Annotated in this window: 17 protein-coding genes and 1 tRNA gene; 8 read left to right on the top strand and 10 right to left on the bottom strand. The window is 69.7% G+C overall.

All coding sequences use genetic code 11. From position 1 onward, the window contains the following. Nucleotides 1-21 precede the first annotated feature (21 nt). The 3 genes from AB0I66_RS24795 to AB0I66_RS24805 are packed head-to-tail and all read right to left on the bottom strand — an operon-like array spanning nt 22 to nt 2,090. Nucleotides 22-888 carry a cytochrome c biogenesis CcdA family protein gene (locus AB0I66_RS24795; RefSeq protein ID WP_363210141.1) on the bottom strand — a complete coding sequence of 289 codons (867 nt, stop codon included), beginning with the start codon at nt 886-888 and terminating at the stop codon, nt 22-24. Continuing rightward, the gene (locus AB0I66_RS24800) at nt 885-1,670 is read right to left on the bottom strand and encodes a DsbA family protein (RefSeq protein WP_363210142.1); all 786 of its coding nucleotides are present in this window, start codon (nt 1,668-1,670) and stop codon (nt 885-887) included. Before AB0I66_RS24800 ends, AB0I66_RS24795 begins: the two co-directional genes overlap by 4 nt. A 54-nt stretch (nt 1,671-1,724) precedes the next feature. Further along, nucleotides 1,725-2,090, bottom strand: a complete 366-nt coding sequence (locus tag AB0I66_RS24805) for a hypothetical protein (RefSeq protein WP_363210143.1) — start codon at nt 2,088-2,090, stop codon at nt 1,725-1,727. A gap of 84 nt (nt 2,091-2,174) precedes the next feature. Here AB0I66_RS24805 and hrpA point away from each other — a divergent pair, with 84 nt between their 5' ends. The 3 genes from hrpA to AB0I66_RS24820 all read left to right on the top strand — a co-directional run bounded on the left by hrpA (nt 2,175) and on the right by AB0I66_RS24820 (nt 6,680). After that, a complete protein-coding gene (gene hrpA, locus AB0I66_RS24810; protein WP_363210144.1) occupies nt 2,175-6,155 on the top strand; it encodes an ATP-dependent RNA helicase HrpA in 3,981 nt (1,326 codons plus the stop codon). A gap of 95 nt (nt 6,156-6,250) precedes the next feature. Then, nucleotides 6,251-6,325, top strand: a tRNA-Asp gene (locus tag AB0I66_RS24815). A gap of 145 nt (nt 6,326-6,470) precedes the next feature. Beyond that, the gene (locus AB0I66_RS24820) at nt 6,471-6,680 is read left to right on the top strand and encodes a DUF6274 family protein (RefSeq protein ID WP_363210145.1); all 210 of its coding nucleotides are present in this window, start codon (nt 6,471-6,473) and stop codon (nt 6,678-6,680) included. Between the two features lie 537 nt (nt 6,681-7,217). Here AB0I66_RS24820 and bldC read toward each other — a convergent pair. Continuing rightward, nucleotides 7,218-7,424, bottom strand: coding sequence for a developmental transcriptional regulator BldC (gene bldC / locus AB0I66_RS24825; RefSeq protein ID WP_003949541.1), 207 nt, complete (start codon nt 7,422-7,424; stop codon nt 7,218-7,220). 488 nt (nt 7,425-7,912) lie between these two features. Then, a complete protein-coding gene (locus tag AB0I66_RS24830; protein ID WP_363210146.1) occupies nt 7,913-8,755 on the bottom strand; it encodes a hypothetical protein in 843 nt (280 codons plus the stop codon). 209 nt (nt 8,756-8,964) lie between these two features. On the opposite strand from AB0I66_RS24830, the gene AB0I66_RS24835 reads away from it, so the two are divergent. Together AB0I66_RS24835 and AB0I66_RS24840 are read left to right on the top strand one after the other, a co-directional pair. After that, on the top strand, nt 8,965-10,047 hold the full coding sequence (locus AB0I66_RS24835) for a Glu/Leu/Phe/Val dehydrogenase dimerization domain-containing protein (RefSeq protein ID WP_363210147.1): 1,083 nt from the start codon (nt 8,965-8,967) through the stop codon (nt 10,045-10,047). Between the two features lie 290 nt (nt 10,048-10,337). Beyond that, nucleotides 10,338-10,595: a DUF3073 domain-containing protein gene (locus AB0I66_RS24840; RefSeq protein ID WP_363210148.1), complete on the top strand. Its 258-nt coding sequence runs from the start codon at nt 10,338-10,340 to the stop codon at nt 10,593-10,595. A gap of 114 nt (nt 10,596-10,709) precedes the next feature. Here the strand turns inward: AB0I66_RS24840 and purM are convergent, their stop codons facing one another. Both purM and purF read right to left on the bottom strand, forming a co-directional pair. Further along, on the bottom strand, nt 10,710-11,777 hold the full coding sequence (purM, locus tag AB0I66_RS24845; RefSeq protein WP_363210149.1) for a phosphoribosylformylglycinamidine cyclo-ligase: 1,068 nt from the start codon (nt 11,775-11,777) through the stop codon (nt 10,710-10,712). 37 nt (nt 11,778-11,814) lie between these two features. Continuing rightward, the gene (gene purF, locus AB0I66_RS24850) at nt 11,815-13,341 is read right to left on the bottom strand and encodes an amidophosphoribosyltransferase (RefSeq protein ID WP_363210150.1); all 1,527 of its coding nucleotides are present in this window, start codon (nt 13,339-13,341) and stop codon (nt 11,815-11,817) included. Between the two features lie 174 nt (nt 13,342-13,515). Between purF and AB0I66_RS24855 the strand changes: the two genes are divergently transcribed. The 3 genes from AB0I66_RS24855 (at nt 13,516) to AB0I66_RS24865 (ending at nt 16,561) form a co-directional block, all read left to right on the top strand. Continuing rightward, a complete protein-coding gene (locus AB0I66_RS24855; RefSeq protein ID WP_363210151.1) occupies nt 13,516-13,617 on the top strand; it encodes a putative leader peptide in 102 nt (33 codons plus the stop codon). Between the two features lie 40 nt (nt 13,618-13,657). Further along, a complete protein-coding gene (locus tag AB0I66_RS24860) occupies nt 13,658-15,058 on the top strand; it encodes a sulfatase-like hydrolase/transferase (protein ID WP_363210152.1) in 1,401 nt (466 codons plus the stop codon). Between the two features lie 198 nt (nt 15,059-15,256). After that, nucleotides 15,257-16,561: a hypothetical protein gene (locus AB0I66_RS24865; RefSeq protein WP_363210153.1), complete on the top strand. Its 1,305-nt coding sequence runs from the start codon at nt 15,257-15,259 to the stop codon at nt 16,559-16,561. On the opposite strand, the gene AB0I66_RS24870 is transcribed toward AB0I66_RS24865, so the two are convergent. The 3 genes from AB0I66_RS24870 to AB0I66_RS24880 all read right to left on the bottom strand — a co-directional run bounded on the left by AB0I66_RS24870 (nt 16,527) and on the right by AB0I66_RS24880 (nt 18,852). Beyond that, nucleotides 16,527-17,339: an META domain-containing protein gene (locus AB0I66_RS24870; protein WP_363210154.1), complete on the bottom strand. Its 813-nt coding sequence runs from the start codon at nt 17,337-17,339 to the stop codon at nt 16,527-16,529. The genes AB0I66_RS24865 and AB0I66_RS24870 overlap by 35 nt on opposite strands. Before the next feature lie 70 nt (nt 17,340-17,409). Next, nucleotides 17,410-18,204, bottom strand: a complete 795-nt coding sequence (locus AB0I66_RS24875) for a sterol carrier family protein (RefSeq protein WP_363210155.1) — start codon at nt 18,202-18,204, stop codon at nt 17,410-17,412. 9 nt (nt 18,205-18,213) lie between these two features. Beyond that, a complete protein-coding gene (locus AB0I66_RS24880) occupies nt 18,214-18,852 on the bottom strand; it encodes a TetR/AcrR family transcriptional regulator (RefSeq protein ID WP_363210156.1) in 639 nt (212 codons plus the stop codon). Nucleotides 18,853-18,946 lie beyond the last annotated feature (94 nt).

Below are 18,946 nucleotides of genomic sequence, written 5' to 3' on the forward strand. Positions count from 1 at the left end.
GCTAAAACACCTGAAACGGACTCACCCCCGCTCGGCCTCAACCGGCCCACTCGTCCGCGCCCGAGTCCGCGCCCGCTTCCGCCACGCCCGCACCCCGAACCAGCCGCCCACCAGCGCCACCACGCCCACGAGCAGCACCGAGTCCGGTACGGCACGGCCCACGCCCCCGGCCCAGCGCTCCACGGCGAACGAATCGTCCACGTCCAGGAGACCCGGCAGCGCGGTGGTCCCGTCGTACGCCAGGAAGAGGGCGCCGAGGGCCACGAAGAACAGCCCCGACAGGAGCGAGGTCGTGTGCAGTTCGAAGCGCCCGATGCGGAAGGCACGCCCCCGCAGCCACCGCCGCCGCCCGAGGTCGAACCGCTCCCAGAGCAGGGCGAGCACGAACAGCGGCACCGCCATCCCCAGCGCGTAGACGGCGAGGAGCAGGCCCCCGTAGACAGGGCTCCCGCTCACCGCGGCCACAGTGAGGACGCTGCCGAGGATCGGGCCCGCGCAGAACCCCGCGAGTCCGTACACCGCGCCCAGCGCGTACACGGAGACCGCGGTCGTCGGCCGGATGCGCCCCGACAGCTCGGACATCTTCCGCGAGGCGAATCCCATGCCCACGACCTGGAGCACGCCGAGCGCGATGATCAGCCACCCGGCGACGAGCACCAGCTGGTCCCGGTGCCCGAAGAAGAATCGCCCGGCCACCGAGCCCGCCGCGCCCAGCGGCACGAGGGTCGTGGCGAGACCGGCGTAGAAGATGCCGGTGCGGGCGAGCAGCCGTGAGGTCGAGTCGATCGAGTACGCGAAGAAGGCGGGGAGGAGCAGCGCGCTGCAGGGGCTGATCAGGGCGAGGAGACCGCCCAGGAACGCCGCGAAGTACCCGACGTCGGCGGTCACTTGTCCGCCGACCCGGAGCCGGCACCCGCGCTCTTCGCCGCCTGCTCGATCGCCTGGTCGAAGACCTCGTCCGGCTGTGCGCCCGAGATGGGCCGCCCGTTGACCAGGAAGGACGGGGTCGACGTGGCCCCCAGGCCGTACGCCTCCTCCTGGTCCTTCTTCACCGCCGCCTTGGCCGCGGCGCTGCCCGCGTCGTCCGTGAAGCGGCCGATGTCCTTGACCCCGGCCTCCTTCGCGAGCTCCTTCAGGCGCTCGCCACCGAAGCCCTTCTCCTTGGCGTCCTCGGCGTACGCCGCCGCGTGGAACTGCCAGAAGCGGCCCTGCTGACCGGCGGCCCACGCGCCCCGCGCCGCCGACTCGGAGTCCGCGCCGAAGATGGGGAAGTTGCGCCACTCGATGCGCAGGGTGCCGTCCTCGACGTACTTCTTCACGAGGCCGGGCTCGGTGTCGCGGGCGAACTTGCCGCAGTAGCCGCACTTGAAGTCGGCGTACTCGATGAGCACGACCGGGGCGTCCTTGCGGCCCTGGGCGAGGGCGTCCTTGCCGTCGCGCCTGGCGAGCTTCGCCAGCTCCGGGTAGACCCCGGCCTGCGGGTCGGCGGAGACGTCCGCGGCGGGCTCCTCCTTCGCGGTGACGGAGGAGGGCTCGTCGGGCTTGGTGGCGCTGTAGGAGGCGGCGCCGAGGAGCAGGGCGGCGAGGGCCACGCCGGCTCCGATGGCGATGTTCTTCTTCTTGTTGTTGCCGCTCTTGCTGTTGCCGCTCTTGTTGTCGCTCTTGGGCATCAGGGAGTTCTCTCTGTTCCTGTACGTGGTGGAAGGGGCCCGGGACGAGGGCCTCTACACGCGCAGGATCGAGAGATCGACCGGGGAGGGCGGCGTCAGCGGCGGCGGCCCGCGCTCCGGCGTCAGCAGCGGCACGGTCTGCCCGACGCCCCACGCGCCGGACGTGGCATGGGCCTGATGCAGGGCGGGCAGCAGCTCGTACGCGGAGCTGGAGCGCGGCGGGGCCGCGGGGGCCTGACCGGCGTCCTGCCGGCCGCCCTTGCCGCAGCCGGGCACTCCGGCGGACGCCTCGGCCTGCACCGACACCTCGGGCTTCGCGGGCGTCGGCTCCGCGGCCACCCCAGGGCCGCAGAACGCCCCGAGCACGACCAGCAGCACCCCGAGCAAGGGGCACCACGAGAGACGCGTACGGGACGACATGCCCGGAATCGTACGTGCCCCGGCGCCCCGCCAGAGAAATCGGTTCGCCACCTCCGAGCGGCGGGTGAGATCCTGGACGCCGTTATGTCTACGCAGCCTGCCCTCACCCTCGACGCCCTCGCCCCGCGCCTGTCCGAGCTGTCGCTGCGCGACGAGCACCGGATCGGCCGCCGGCTCGAGGGTGCGCGCCGGATCCGCAAGCCCGATGCCCGAGCCGCCGTCCTCGCCGAGATCGCCGCGGACGTCGACAAGGCCGCGGCCCGGATGGCCGAGCGGGGCAGCCGTCTGCCCAAGATCACGTATCCCGAAGAGCTGCCGGTCAGCCAGAAGAAGGACGACATCGCCGAGGCGATCCGCGACCACCAGGTCGTGATCGTCGCGGGCGAGACCGGCTCCGGCAAGACCACGCAGATCCCCAAGATCTGCATGGAGCTCGGGCGCGGCCTCCGCGGCATGATCGGCCATACGCAGCCGCGCCGTATCGCCGCCCGCACGGTCGCCGAGCGCGTGGCCGACGAGCTGAACACCCCGCTCGGCGAGGCCGTCGGCTGGAAGGTCCGCTTCACCGACCAGGTCGGCGCGGACACGTACGTGAAGCTGATGACGGACGGCATCCTGCTGGCCGAGATCCAGACGGACCGCGAGCTGCGCGCGTACGACACGATCATCATCGACGAGGCCCACGAGCGGTCCCTCAACATCGACTTCCTGCTCGGCTATCTGGCACAACTCCTCCCCAAGCGCCCGGACCTGAAAGTCGTCATCACCTCGGCGACGATCGACCCGGAGCGGTTCTCCAGACACTTCGGGGACGCCCCGATCGTCGAGGTCAGCGGCCGTACGTATCCCGTCGAGGTGCGCTATCGCCCGCTCCTGGAGGAGGACGCGGAAGACAGCGACCGCGATCAGATCACCGCGATCACGGACGCCGTCGAGGAGCTTCAGGCCGAGGGCAAGGGCGACATCCTCGTCTTCCTCTCCGGAGAGCGCGAGATCCGGGACACCGCGGACGCCCTGAACAAGAAGAACTACCGCTTCACGGAAGTCCTCCCCCTCTACGCCCGCTTGTCGCACGCCGAGCAGCACCGCGTCTTCCAGCAGCACACGGGCCGCAGGATCGTTCTCGCGACGAACGTCGCCGAGACCTCCCTGACCGTTCCGGGCATCAAGTACGTCATCGACCCCGGCACGGCCCGCATCTCCCGCTACAGCCACCGCACGAAGGTGCAGCGCCTGCCCATCGAGGCGATCAGCCAGGCCAGCGCCAACCAGCGCAAGGGCCGCTGCGGCCGTACGTCCGACGGCATCTGCATCCGCCTCTACTCGGAGGACGACTTCGTCTCACGCCCCGAGTTCACGGACGCGGAGATCCTGCGCACCAACCTCGCCTCGGTCATCCTCCAGATGACGGCGGCAGGGCTCGGCGAGATCGAGAAGTTCCCCTTCATCGACCCGCCGGACCACCGCAACATCCGCGACGGCGTCCAGCTCCTCCAGGAACTCGGCGCCCTGGACCCGACGCAGAAGGACCCCAAGAAGCGCCTGACCGAGCAGGGCCGCAAACTCAGCCAGCTCCCCGTCGACCCGCGCCTGGCCCGCATGGTCCTGGAGGCCGACAAGAACGGCTGCGTGCGCGAGGTCATGGTGATCGCCGCCGCGCTGTCCATCCAGGACCCGCGCGAACGCCCCGCGGAGAAGCAGACGCAGGCCGACCAGCAGCACGCGCGCTTCAAGGACGAGACGTCCGACTTCCTGGCCTTCCTCAACCTGTGGCGGTACGTGCGCGAGCAGCAGAAGGAGCGCGGCTCGTCCTCCTTCCGCCGGATGTGCAAGTCGGAGTACCTCAACTTCCTGCGCATCCGCGAGTGGCAGGACATCTACACGCAGCTGCGTACGGTCGCCAAGCAGATGGGCATCCATCTGAACGAGGACGACGCACCCGAGCAGCACGTCCACATCTCGCTCCTGTCCGGCCTGCTCTCCCACATCGGGATGAAGGACGTGAAGGAGTCGAAGGAGAGCAAGGAGAAGGACCCCAAGCAGCGCGGCGGCGGCCGGGGCGAGTATCTGGGCGCCCGTGGCGCCAAGTTCGCGGTCTTCCCCGGCTCGGCCCTCTTCAAGAAGCCCCCGCGTTTCATCATGTCCGCCGAGCTGGTGGAGACGTCCCGCCTGTGGGCCCGCGTCAACGCGCGGATCGAGCCCGAGTGGGTCGAGCCGCTCGCGCGGCACCTCCTGAAGCGCACGTACAGCGAGCCGCACTGGGAGAAGGACCAGGCCGCGGTCATGGCGATCGAGAAGGTGACGCTGTACGGCGTCCCGCTCGTCACCGACCGCAAGGTGAACTACGGCCGCATCGACCCCGAGGTCTCCCGCGACCTGTTCATCCGCAACGCGCTCGTCGAGGGCGACTGGCGCACGCACCACAAGTTCTTCGCCGCCAACCGCCGCCTCCTGACCGAGGTGGAGGAGCTGGAGCACCGCGCCCGTCGCCGCGACATCCTCGTGGACGACGAGACGCTCTTCGACTTCTACGACCAGCGGGTGCCCGCGGACGTCGTGTCCGGCGCGCACTTCGACTCCTGGTGGAAGAAGAAGCAGCGGGAAGAGCCCGAACTGCTCGACTTCGAGCGGTCGATGCTGATCAACGAGCGCGCGGGCGACGTCTCGAAGGACGACTACCCGGACTCGTGGCGCCAGGGGCCGCTCAAGTTCAGGGTGACGTACCAGTTCGAGCCGGGCGCGGACGCGGACGGCGTCACGGTGCACGTTCCGCTCCAGGTCCTGAACCAGGTCACGGCCGACGGCTTCGACTGGCAGATCCCGGGCCTGCGCGAGGAGGTCGTGATCGAGCTGATCCGCTCCCTGCCCAAGCCCGTCCGCCGGCATTACGTGCCCGCGCCGAACTACGCGAAGGCGTTCCTGGACCGTGCCGTGCCGCTCCAGGAGCCGCTGCACGTCACGCTGGCCCGCGAGCTCCAGCGGACGGTCGGCGTTCCCGTGTCGCCGGACGACTTCGACCTCACCCGCGTACCGGACCACCTGAAGATCACCTTCCGGATCACCGACGAGCGGCGCAAGAAGCTCGCCGAGGACAAGGACCTGGAGGCGCTGAAGCTCCAGCTCCGCCCGAAGGCCCGCAAGGCGCTCTCCCAGGCGGCTGCGGCGACGGCGGAGCGGACGGGCGGCTCGGCGGTCGAACGCGCCGGCCTCACGGACTGGAGCATCGGCTCCCTCAGCCGCGTCTTCGAGACGCGACGGGCCGGCCAGCCGGTGAAGGCCTTCCCGGCCCTGGTGGACGACGGCGACACCGTCTCCGTACGCCTCTTCGACACCGAGGCCGAGCAGCAGCAGGCCATGTGGAAGGGCACGCGGCGCCTGATCCTGCGCAACATCCCGGTCAATCCGGCCAAGTTCGCCTCCGACAAGCTGACCAACGCCCAGAAGATCGCCCTGTCCGCGAACCCGCACGGCTCCATCCAGGCGCTCTTCGCGGACTGCGCGATGGCGGCGGCGGACAAGCTGATCGGTGACTTCGGCGGTCCCGCGTGGGACGAGGAGTCGTACCGCAAGCTGTACGAGAAGGTGCGTGCCGAGATCGTCGACACGACGGTCCGCACGGTCTCCCAGGTCCAGCAGGTCCTCGCCGCCTGGCAGGCCTGCGAGCGCCGCCTGAAGTCGACGAAGAGCCCGACGCTCCTGGCCAACCTCACGGACGTGCGGGCCCAGTTGGACGCCCTCGTCGGCCCCGGCTTCGTCACGGCCACGGGGATCCGCCGCCTGCCGGACCTGATGCGCTACATGACGGCCGCCGACCGCAGGCTCCAGCAGATGCCGACGAACGTGCAGCGGGACACCTCGCGCATGGAGAAGGTCCACGAGATGCAGGACGAGTACGCCTGGCTCCTGGAGCAACTGCCGCAGGGCCGCCCCGTGCCGAGGGAGGTCCTGGACATCCGCTGGATGCTGGAGGAGCTCCGGGTCAGCTATTTCGCGCACGCGCTCGGCACGGCGTACCCCGTCTCGGACAAGCGGATCGTGAAGGCGATCGACGCGGCCGCACCGTGACCGCCCGCGCACTCCGGGTGAGTTCGACCGCCGGGCCTGCGCTGCTGTAGAGTCCTGTCTCGCAGCGCAACGCACCAATCAGCGCCGCAAAGCAAGGTCCTGTGGAGCAGTTTGGAGTGCTCGCCACCCTGTCAAGGTGGAGGCCGCGGGTTCAAATCCCGTCAGGACCGCAGTAAAAGAAGGGCCGTACCCGCCAGCCGGGTGCGGCCCTTCTTGCATGCCACCGTGTTCCGGCATCTTGACTGCGTCACATTCCGCCGGTACCCAGACAGCAGGGAACAGGGGCGGGACCGGTTCCTCATCTGGAGGTGGCGTATGACGGCTTCAGCGGCGTCCGCACGGCACGAGACTCGCGCTCTCCTGCGGGCCCATCTCTCCGCGGCGACGAGCTATCGCCACCTGACCCGGCACTGCCCGATCTGCCACCGTCTTGAGCGGCTGGCCCTGGAGACCTCCTCCGGCGCCCAGAGCGGCTGTGAGGGCGGCTGCGAGCCGGGCGAGGATGAAAGTCCCCCGAACGCGTGACCAAAGCCGACCCGCGACCCACCCCGGTGGTGGGAGGGTGAGGAGCAGGGCGATCGGCCGGGTGCCTCGGGCAGGCAGCCGTCAGCACCCGTCAACTCCCCTGCGCCGTCCGGGATCCCCTCTAGCCCAATGGTGTCGCGGGCAACAAGGTTCCCGGCATGTGACGGGTGTCACCGAAGCAGTTTTTGAAACCCCCGAACTTACACCCCTCCTACAACCGGTCAATTTAATATGTGCAATTGCACCACCCGGACAGCGTCCGCCAGGCACCTCCCACAGCGCGCCCCCAGCACTCCTCAGAGACCAACAAGCCCGCTCACAGCGGCGCTCACCAGCACCTCCTGGGCGCACAAAAAAGATCGCGCTGGACCCGGCGGAGTTCAGCGCGATCGAAACGACTCACCCATGAGGCTCAGGCGTGGGACCCGTTGGGGCGGGACCCGCGTCGTGTGTTGCTAGGGGTCGGACGGTGCGGCCGAGTTGGGGGACCCGGCAGCGGGCGTACTTTTCGTCCTGGTACTGCGGTTTTGCGGTAAATCAGGCCTCGCTGCGCTGCTGCGGGATACCCGCGAGCAGTGCGCGGACCTCGGCCTCGCGGTAACGGCGATGCCCGCCGAGCGTGCGAATCGACGTGAGCTTGCCAGCCTTGGCCCAGCGCGTCACCGTCTTCGGGTCGACGCGGAACATCGTGGCAACCTCAGCCGGGGTCAGCAGCGGCTCGGCATCAGGGGTGCGAGCGGTCATGAGCGGCCTCCTCGGAGAACCGAACCTTCTCGGTTCATTCCTCTAAATTCTGCACCTTGACCCGCGTTGCCCGAAATGGCGGACGCGAGTCGAGTCGGTTATAGGACGAACGGCTTGTCCTCGGCACTACAACTACACCATCCGTCCAGCCACGTCGGCCAAACCGATGGAATTGCCCTCCCAGGTGTCTATCAGCGACGGAAGCCGATGGACCATGCCATAGCGGACAGTCACGCCACAGTGACGATCAGTCACAGAGCGATCAGGAGTCAACAGACCCCCCATAGCGTGCAATGCTGAGCATTCCGCCCTTACACGGACGGAAGGAGCCCTCCCCGGACTCCTTGTCCTATTTTGGCACGAGGGGGGGTGATGGGCGCAAGGGCCCCGTAAGTGCGGTCCGTCACGCTTGACACAAAAGCCCGGATCGGGACCTACGTCCCGTGTAGGCGCCACGTAGGAATCACCCACCGGCGCCCGAACGACGTTCAGTTCGAGAACTGGCGGTCCCTGACCGCCCTCCATCGCTCCATGAGCCTCGCATACGCCTCGCCGGCACCCTCGCCGTCGCCGTTGCGCAGTGCCTCGATTCCCTCCGCCACGTCAGCCGCCGAGTGGTCCTCGTCGAGCTGCTCCTCGGTCAGGGCGTGCACGAGCCCGCCGTAGTCGAGCTCCACCAGTGAGCGCGGATGGAACTCCTCGAGCCACCGGCCCACGTCCGTGAGCCCGTCGACGAGCGGTCCGTCGTCCAGGGTGTCCCGCAGCGTCCTGAGCCCGCGGGCCACCCGGCGCCGCGCCTGCACCATCGGCGTGCGGTAGCGCAGGACGGGCGCCGAGTCCGCCGTCCCCTTCTCGTACTCCCGCTCCTCGTCCGCGACGAGCACGAACCAGTTCAGCGGCACCTGCCACGTCGACGTACGGATCCAGGGGCGCGCGTCAGGGTTGCGGACGAGCCACTGCTCGTAGTCCGCGGCCGTCTGGCGGCGCACCACCGGCGGCAGGACCGCGTCAAGGACCGAGGCCGGCAATTGCCCCGGCAGCTCGCCCAGGGCCTGCCAGCCGCGCAGCCGGGTGCGCCAGGGGCAGACGCAGACCACTCCGTCGGACTCGACCACGAACGCGTCGCTGCTCTCGTGCACCGGGACGGGCACCGGCGGTGTCGGCAGCAAGTCCGCCAGGGAGCGCCTCAGTTCGTCCTGGTACGAGGGGCGGTCGGTGCGACGCGCGTAGCGGGACCAGTGGCCGCGCTCGGGCTCCGGGAAAGCGGCGAGGGGCTCATAGACGCGCAAGTAGGACGCGTACGGGACGACCAACGAAGACACCTTGGGCACGGCTGCTCCCTCCCCCGCACACCGGCTGGAAAACACTGCAAATCGTGCCATGGCCGAACTCCGCCGTACCGGTCGCTGCGCCGGGAGAGGGTGATCCTCGGCACTGCGCGGCCACCGGGTTCTTCCAGGCTCTAGTCTCATGCCCATCGGGCCCCGCCACCCGCACGGGCGCCCGCCCAACCGCCGCCACTTGACCGGGAGTCACCACAGTGACCGAAGCAGACAACGGCGTCCTGCACACCCTGTTCCACTCGGACCAGGGCGGCCATGAGCAAGTAGTGCTCTGCCAGGACCGTGCCAGCGGCCTCAAGGCCGTCATCGCCATCCACTCCACCGCCCTGGGCCCGGCCCTCGGCGGCACCCGCTTCTATCCATACGCGAGCGAGGAAGCGGCCGTCGCCGACGCGCTGAACCTCGCGCGCGGGATGTCGTACAAGAACGCCATGGCCGGTCTCGACCACGGCGGCGGCAAGGCCGTGATCATCGGTGACCCGGAGCAGATCAAGAGCGAGGAGCTCCTCCTCGCCTACGGCCGCTTCGTGGCCTCCCTGGGCGGTCGCTACGTCACGGCGTGCGACGTCGGCACGTACGTCAAGGACATGGACGTCGTCGCACGTGAGTGCCGCTGGACGACCGGCCGCTCCCCCGAGAACGGCGGCGCAGGCGACTCCTCCGTGCTCACCGCCTTCGGTGTCTTCCAGGGCATGCGGGCGAGCGCCCAGCACCTGTGGGGCGACCCGTCGCTGCGCGGCCGCACGGTCGGTGTCGCGGGCGTCGGCAAGGTCGGCCACCACCTCGTGGAGCACCTCCTGGAGGACGGCGCCGAGGTCGTGATCACCGATGTGCGCGAGGAGTCCGTGAACCGGATCACCCACAAGCACCCGTCGGTGACCGCGGTCGCCGACACCGACGCGCTGATCCGGTACGAGGGCCTCGACGTGTACGCCCCCTGCGCGCTGGGCGGCGCCCTGAACGACGAGTCCGTGCCGGTGCTCACCGCGACGGTGGTCTGCGGCGCGGCCAACAACCAGCTGGAGCACCCCGGCGTGGAGAAGGACCTCGCCGACCGCGGGATCCTCTACGCGCCCGACTACGTGGTCAACGCCGGCGGCGTGATCCAGGTCGCCGACGAGCTGCACGGCTTCGACTTCGACCGGTGCAAGGCGAAGGCGTCAAAGATCTTCGACACCACTCTTGCCATATTCGCTCGTGCGAAGGAAGACGGCATTCCGCCGGCCGCGGCGGCCGACAGGATCGCCGAACAGCGGATGGCGGAGGCCCGCGTCCGCTGACCTTTCGGGTGCCGTGAAAGGGCCCCGCCGACGTGCGCGAGAGACAAGACTCACCCCCGTCGGCGGGTCGCCCGGCAAGAAGAGGTTAAAATCGCAGTTGACCAGCGAGGACGGGGCTCCTCGTGGGTTGTGCGCCGAGGCGCGTCCTGCGGGCGACGTACCGTATGGCCGCAGGAGCAGGTACCGTGGAAGCCCTACGGACCGGCCTCTCCACGGAGAGCCCGTTCCTGATCATGAACGCGTGTCAAGACTCTGGGGTCACCAAGCCCCATATCCGAGGGGGTCGAGCCATGGGGCGCGGCCGGGCAAAGGCCAAGCAGACGAAGGTCGCCCGCCAGCTGAAGTACAGCAGCGGCGGGACTGACCTCTCGCGTCTGGCCAATGAGCTGGGCGCTTCGACTTCGCAACAGCCGCCGAATGGCGAGCCGTTCGAAGACGACGACGAGGAAGACGACCCGTACGCCCAGTACGCGGATCTGTATAACGACGACGAGGACGAGGACTCTTCCGACGAGTCAGGTCCTTCGTCGCAGCGCCGCGGCGCTTGACCTCGTTGCATTCGCAGCACCTGAAGTATTCGCAGTTCTCGTAGCAACTGCACCTCACCCGGTCCGGGGTGGTCACCACACCGGACCGGGTTTTGTGCTGCCCTCTCAGAACTTCTACTTCGCGTAGTCACCGATGAGCTCGGCGCCCGTGGTGTGCGCGCCGCGCTCGGTGATCTCACCGGCGATCCAGGCGTCCACGCCGCGGTCCGCGAGGGTCGTGAGGGCCGCGTCCGCGGACTCCTCGGGGACGATCGCCATCATGCCGACGCCCATGTTCAGCGTCTTCTCCAGCTCAAGGCGCTCGACCTGACCGGCCTTGCCGACGAGGTCGAAGACCGCGCCGGGCGTCCAGGTCTCACGGTCGACGATCGCGTGCAGACCGTCCGGGATGACCCGGCCCAGGTTGGCCGCGAGGCCGCCGCCCGTGATGTGGCTGAAGGCGTGGACGTCCGTGGTGCGGGTGAGCGCCAGGCAGTCCAGGGAGTAGATCTTGGTGGGCTCCAGGAGCTCCTCGCCGAGCGTGCGGCCGAACTCCTCGACCTGGCGGTCCAGGGACCAGCCGGCGCGGTCGAAGACCACATGCCGGACGAGCGAGTACCCGTTCGAGTGAAGGCCGGAGGACGCCATGGCGATGACGGCGTCACCCTTACGGATGCGATCGGGGCCGAGCACGCGGTCCGCCTCGACCGCGCCCGTGCCGGCGCCCGCGACATCGAAGTCGTCGGGGCCGAGCAGGCCCGGGTGCTCGGCGGTCTCGCCGCCGATGAGGGCGCAGCCCGCGAGCACACAGCCCTCGGCGATGCCCTTCACGATGGCCGCGACACGCTCGGGGTGGACCTTGCCGACGCAGATGTAGTCGGTCATGAAGAGCGGCTCGGCGCCGCACACCACGATGTCGTCCATGACCATGGCGACGAGGTCGTGCCCGATGGTGTCGTACACGCCGAGCTGGCGGGCCAGGTCGACCTTCGTGCCGACGCCGTCGGTGGCGGAGGCGAGCAGGGGGCGCTCGAAGCGCTTGAGGGCGGAGGCGTCGAAGAGTCCGGCGAAGCCGCCGATGCCGCCGAGGACCTCGGGGCGCTTCGTCTTCTTCACCCACTCCTTCATCAGCTCGACGGCGCGGTCGCCCGCTTCAATGTCGACGCCTGCGGAGGCGTAGCTGGCACCGGTGGTCTCAGGCATGGGGGATGAGAGCTTTCGTGTCGTTACTACGGGTGGCTTACGGGCGACGGATCGCGTCGGCCGCTGCCGTGGACGCCGGACCGGCGGCCAGCTCCGTCTCCAGGAGCTGCTTGCCGAGCAGCTCGGGGTCGGGGAGGTCCATCGGGTACACGCCGTCGAAGCAGGCGCGGCACAGGTTCGGCTTGTCGATGGTCGTGGCCTCGATCATGCCGTCGATGGAGATGTACGAGAGCGAGTCGGCGCCCATGGACTTGGCGATCTCGTCGATCGTCATGCCGTTGGCGATGAGCTCGGCGCGGGTCGCGAAGTCGATGCCGAAGAAGCAGGGCCACTTCACGGGCGGGGACGAGATCCGGATGTGGATCTCGGCGGCCCCGGCCTCGCGGAGCATCTTGACCAGGGCGCGCTGGGTGTTGCCGCGCACGATCGAGTCGTCGACGACGACCAGACGCTTGCCCTTGATGACTTCCTTGAGGGGGTTCAGCTTCAGACGGATGCCGAGCTGGCGGATCGTCTGCGAGGGCTGGATGAAGGTCCGGCCCACGTAGGCGTTCTTCACCAGGCCGACGCCGAAGGGGATGCCGGAGGCTTCCGCGTAACCGACCGCGGCGGGCGTTCCGGACTCCGGGGTCGCTATGACGAGGTCGGCCTCGACGGGAGCTTCCTCGGCGAGTTTCCGGCCCATCTCGACGCGCGAGAGGTAGACGTTCCGGCCGGCGATGTCGGTGTCGGGGCGCGCCAGATAGACGTACTCGAAGACACAGCCCTTGGGCTTCGCTTCCGCGAATCGGGACGTTCGCAGGCCGTTCTCGTCGATCGCGATGAACTCGCCCGGCTCGACCTCGCGGACGAAGCTGGCACCGCAGATGTCGAGCGCCGCGGACTCCGACGCCACGACCCAGCCGCGCTCCAGGCGGCCGAGGACCAGCGGGCGGATGCCCTGCGGGTCACGGGCCGCGTACAGCGTGTGCTCGTTCATGAAGACGAGGGAGAAGGCGCCCTGCACGTCCGGGAGGACCTTGGTGGCGGCTTCCTCGATGGTCATCGGCTTGCCGTCGTCGTCCACCTGGCCCGCGAGGAGAGCCGTCACCAGGTCGGTGTCGTTGGTCGCCGCGACCTGGGTCGCGCGGCCGTTCTCCTTGGGCAGGGCGGCCACGAGCTCGGCGAGCTGGGCCGTGTTGACGAGGTTGCCGTTGTGCCCGAGCGCGATGGAGCCGTGCGCGGTGGCACGGAACGTCGGCTGGGCGTTCTCCCATACGGAGGCTCCAGTGGTCGAGTAGCGGGCGTGACCGACCGCGATATGACCCTGGAGCGAACTGAGAGACGTTTCGTCGAAGACCTGGGAGACAAGGCCCATGTCCTTGAAGACAAGGATCTGGGAGCCGTTGCTGACCGCGATTCCCGCGGATTCCTGGCCTCGATGCTGGAGGGCGTACAGCCCGAAGTAAGTGAGCTTGGCGACCTCTTCACCCGGAGCCCAGACACCGAAGACGCCGCAAGCGTCCTGGGGGCCTTTCTCGCCGGGGAGCAGATCATGATTGAGTCGACCGTCACCACGTGGCACGACATCGAGTGTAGGCGAGATCGACCACTGGTCCGAATTGGGGATACGGGACCTGTACGGAGCGTGATTGCGGCCCAGGCGCACCCCCTGTGCGTACGGGGAGTACGAAGCCCGTGTGAACAGATGAGCCGGAGCGTTGACGGGGGTGGCCGGAGCCCGTGAAGCTCCTGGTCCATGCCCCCGCAGCCCCTCGGTGACCCGTCGGTCACCCTTGTGGAGCGCCGCCACGTCGACCTGGTCCGTGTCGCGAGCGCCATCTGTCGCTGCGCTGTCTGAACTCACCCTCCGTTTTCCGTGCCTGTTCAGGAGCGCAGCCATGCCCTCGTACGAAAAGTCCCCGCTGTCCCGACGTGCCTTCACCGGCGCCGTGGGAGCCGGTGCCGCCGCCGCGGTGGGGCTGCCCGCCGCCGCCGAGGCCCGGGAACGGCCCTTCCGTGCCGCCCCGCGCCCGAGCGGCCGGCGGCCGAACATCCTGTTCATCCTGGGCGACGACCTGGGCTGGGCCGACCTCTCGTCCTACGGGTCGCCACACATCGAGACGCCGAACCTGGACCGCCTGGCGCGCCAGGGCGTGCGGTTCACCGATGCCTACGCCGGGTCCGCGACCTGCTCGCCGACCCGCTTCAGCCTCTACACCGGGCGCTTCCCCGGCCGTACGGAGGGCGGGCTCGCGGAGCCGATCGCGGACAAGTCCGTGGGCCTGGAGCCGACGCATCCCACGCTGGCCTCGCTGCTGCGGGACGCCGGGTACGCGACCGCTCTCATCGGCAAGTGGCACGCGGGCTACCTGCCGGACTACTCGCCGACCAGGTCGGGCTGGGACGAGTTCTTCGGGAACTTCGGCGGCGCCCTGGAGTACTACTCGAAGCTCGGGCTCGGCGGTGAGTACGACCTCTACGAGGGCGACGCCGAGTACAAGGACCTGCGTTATTACACGCGCATCCTGACCGAGCGGGCGAGTGAGTACGTGCGGCGGGACCACGGCGACAAGCCCTGGCTGCTCAACCTGAACTTCACCACCCCGCACTGGCCCTGGATAACCGACGGCGACACCGAGACGAGCGCCGAGATCGTACGGAGGATCAAGGCGGGCGAGAAGGGCGCCCTCTGGCATCAGGACGGCGGGTCCGTCGAGAAGTACACGGAGATGGTGCAGGACCTGGACCGGTCGGTCGGCGAGGTCCTGAAGGCCCTGAAGAAGTCCGGTCGGGAGCGGGACACCCTGGTCTTCTTCGCCTCCGACAACGGCGGCGAGCGCTTCTCGTACAACTGGCCCCTGTCGGGCAACAAGGCCTCGCTTCAGGAGGGCGGCATCCGGGTGCCGAGCATCGTGCGGTGGCCCGCGCGGATCGACGGCGGTCAGGTCAGCCACGAGCCCGTGTTCACCCCGGACTGGACGGCGACGCTCCTGGAGATCGGCGGGGCCAGGCCGGACCGGGCGTACCCGCTGGACGGGACCAGCCTCGCGCCCTACCTCCTGAAGGGCGAGGAGCTCGCGGAGCGGGACCTGTTCTGGCGCGTGCGCGGGGAGCGGGCCCTGCGGCGCGGGGACTGGAAGTACTACCGGGGCAAGGGCGGCAAGGACCAGCTCTTCGACCTCGCGTCGGACCAGCGCGAGCAGGCCGACCTGGCGGCGCGCGAGCCGCGTCTCCTTGCCGAGCTGAAGGCGGCCTGGGAGAAGACGGACAAGGGGCTGCTGCCGTACCCGTCCGCCTGACACCGCTGCCCGGTCGCCTGAGACCGCAGTCCCGTCGCCTGACACCGCTGCCCGGGACGACCGCCGCCTGAACTGAGCCTTAAGCGCAGCTCAAGAAGCCTTCCCGGGGGTTCGCGGGGGCCCGAGTGATCGCTAGCGTGCCTGGCACGCACCCGAGTTGATCTTCGGCCCGCGCGCACCCCCACTCGGAAGGTCCCCATGAAACCGTCCCCGCGCCTCTGCCTCATGCCGGCCGCCGTGGCCGCCGCCCTCACCGCCGCGGCGGCCACGCCCGCGTCCGCCGCCGAGGAGCCGGAGCGGCGCGTCCAGGTCGCCATGGTGAACTTCACCGACAGCCGGATCCCGGACGCGGGCAAGCTGGAGACCGCCCTGAAGGACAACTACTTCGGCGCCGAAGGCTCCCTCACCTCGTACTACAACGAGGTCACCGGAGGCGCGACCACCTTCAAGGCCGCCGAGGGCGACGGCATCACCGGCCCGGTCGACATCGACCTCGCGGCCACCGGCTGCGACACCGGGAAGATCAACGACCTGACGCGGACGGCCCTGGCCGCGAAGGGAGTTCCCGAGGAGAGCTACGACCATCTCTCGCTCGTCTTCCCCTCTGAGAAGGCCGGCTGCGACTGGCTCGCCCTCGGGACCGTCGGCGGCGGCACCACCTGGATGCCGGTCGCCGCCGACGGCAAGATGTCGATGACGGCCCTGGTCCACGAGTTCGGCCACAACTTCGGCTACAGCCACCACATGCGCCTGCGCTGCCCCGACGGCGACCTCGGCGAGGCTTGCGAGGAGGACGGCACCAGCCACAAGACCCCGATGGGCGGCGGCGGTTGGGAGGCCGGGCTCACCTCGCCCGAGCTGCTGCACAACAAGTGGCTGACGGGCGGCGAGGTCGCGAAGGTCGGCAAGTCGGCGACTTACACGCTGCGTCCGCTGTACGGGGAGGGCAGCGGCGTCCGTGCGCTCGACATTCCGCTGGGCGAGGACCGTCTCGTCGTGGAGCTGCGGCACGAGTCCGGCACCGTCGACGGCGGCATCCAGGGGGTGCACGCCTACCGGGTACCGGCCAAGGACTACGCGAAGTCGGCGCTCGTCGACCCGACGCCGGACGCCGACGGCTCCGACAGCGGCGCCCCGGCCGACGCGGACGCGCTCAAGGCGGGCGCGACGCTGACAGACAAGGCCCGCGAGGTCGAGGTCGAAGTCGTGAAGGCGGGGGCCGAGACGGCGACGGTGCGGGTGAGCCTGGACGGCGTGGCCGCGCCGGAGGAGGCCGCCGCCACCCCCCGGCCCGTGGAGGCCGGCCCGGCCAACACCCCCAACGCGGCCCGCCCCGCCGGTGCTTCCACCGAACTCGCGGAGACCGGCGGAGACGCGGACACCACGCTCGCCTACTCGGTCGGCGGCGGCCTCATGCTCGCCCTCGGCGGCGCGTTCCTGCTGAAGTCCCGCGCCCGCCGCGTCGCCGTCACTTCTCCTTCGGGTCGGCGGCGTTCGCGCTGACGACCGTGCCGTCGGCGGCGGTGAGGGAGAGGCCGCCGTGGGTCAGCTCGTAGCTCACCTTGCCGTCGAACAGCTTGAGTAGCTTCTTCTCGGTGTCCCCGGCTGCTCCCTCGCACATCATCCGGGTGGTCCGGGGCGCGCCGAGCGTGATCTGGCCGTCCTTCACCTCGGCCTTGGCGGTCACGCTGTTGCAGCCGAGGTTGCCGCGGACCGTGCCGTCCTTGCCGAAGGTCAGATGGGCCTTGCCGTCCACTTCCTTCGGCAGGGACGCCGAGACCTTGCCGTCGCCGATGGCGTTCACGTTCCACTTCGTGCCCGTGAGCGGGGCGTCCGCCGCCGGCTTCGAGGTGAGGGCCACGCGGTCTCCCTTGTCGGTGGTGAGCGTCAGCTTGTCGCCGTCGACGGCGGCCTTCAGCTCCCCCTTGGCGAGGGCGGCCTTGAAGGCGTTCTCGAAGTCCTGCTTCTCGCAGCCCCGCTTGGTGGAGAGGGCATTGTCGAAGCCGACGGTGTCGCCGTCCGTCTTCACGTCCGCGGTGAAGCCGTTGCAGCCGTAGTTGCCCTCGGCCTTGCCCTTGTCGCCGATCTTGACGTACGCATCGCCCGGGGCCTGCTGTTTCTTGCCGTCCACCGTGACGCTCTCGACACTCCAGTGGACGCCGGAGAGCCTCGGCTGAGACCCGACGGACCCGCTGCCTGAGCCGGTCTCGGTGCCGCACGCGGTGAGCATGCCCGCGGCGGCCAGGGCCATGACGGTCGGAGTCAGTCGTTGCTTCTGCATGCCGGTGTGACGGAACAAGTGGTTGATCCGGTTCCCTTCCCGCCGTCCGGGGGCGCCCGGCAGAAGGGCCCTAGCTCATGACCGGCAGCAGCCCCGAAAGATCCGCCCGCTCCCCGCTCGCCCCGACCTTCGCCGCGTCCAGGGCTGTCTTCCAGTCCGTGCGCCCGGTCGCGAGGCGGATCCAGGTGAGCGGGTCGGTCTCGACGACGTTCGGCGGGGTTCCGCGGGTGTGCCGGGGCCCCTGGACGCACTGGACCACGGCGAACGGCGGCACCCTGACCTCGACGGCACCGCCGGGTGCCTTCACCGCGAGGGCGTCGGCGAGCAGCCGGGTGCAGGCCGCCAGGGCCTGCCGGTCGTACGGGACGTCCAGGCCCGGCACCGCGTCGTTCAGGTCGTCGGTGTGCACGACGAGTTCGACGGTACGGGTGACCAGAAAGTCGTCGAGGGTCATCGCGCCGAACCGCGTCGGCATGAGCCGGCCCGCCGTGACCTCGGGCAGCGCGTCCTCGAAGTCGGCGAGGGTGCGCGCGTAAAGACCGGTCAGATCCTCCTGCGCGGCGAAGGCCCGCGCGGCCTCGTCGACCTGCGCGGCGGCCGAAGCGGTCGCGAACGGCCAGTCCAGCAGGGCCACTTCGCGTGCCGGGGGCTCCGGCATGGCGAGGAAGCGGGTGGCGCCGCCGAGCGCCATCGTGAGGTGGGCGGCGAGCTCGCGGACGGTCCAACCGCCGAGCCGGGTCGGCAGGGCGAGCTGCTCGGGCTCCAGGGTGCCGACTGCTTCCCGTACGTTCCCGAACTGGGCGAGGACGGCGGTGCGGATCTTTGCGGAGTCGTACGAACGCGTGCGCTTCTTGGCCGGTGGCATGGGCCGAGCCTAATTCTTCCCGGGGTAGCCCCGAAGACCCTTTTCCACCTGGCCGAAGACGCGCTCGGCGGACTCGGCGCAGCCCTTGGCGATCTCGTCGAGGGGGTCACCGGCGAGGGTGCGCTCGTGGTTCTCGACGATGAGCGCGTTCCGGGCACCGATCAGCTGGGCGGCGGCGACCCGCGCGAGGAGCAGGTCGTCCGTCTCCTCGGCGAGGGCGTCCGCGAGGAGCTGGACACTGCGCATGTGGAAGCTGACCATGCGCAGCGAGAGGGTCGGTGTCTCGCTGATGAGCTGGCGCACCTTGAGGGCGCGCGGGTCGCCGCTGAGGCCGATCGCCGGGTCACGTCCGGCGACCTGGCCCAGGAACTGGCCGCGCATCGCGGCGACCGCGGACTCCCCTGGCTGCCGCTCGCGCACCGCGCGGGCCGGGTCGCCGACGTGCTCCTCCATGGGGCCGACGATCGCGCCTTCCTTGGTGCCGAAGTAGTTGAAGACGGTCATCTTGGACACGTCGGCGGCCTCGGCGATCTCCGCCACGGAGACATGGTCGAAGCCCCGCTCGGAGCAGAGGTCCACGGCGACCCGCCAGATCCGCGACGCGGTCTGCTTCTTCTTGCGCGCGCGCAGCCCCAGCTCCTCAGTCATGCAGGTCACGGTACCGGGGCGGCCTCCGCACGACCCGCGAGCGTGACGAAGCCCCCGCCCGGATCAGCAGGCCCGGACGGGGGCTTCGACGGTG

Origin of the sequence: Streptomyces sp. NPDC050439 (genome assembly GCF_040655335.1) — a bacterium.
In the GTDB taxonomy this organism is placed as follows: Bacteria; Actinomycetota; Actinomycetes; order Streptomycetales; family Streptomycetaceae; genus Streptomyces.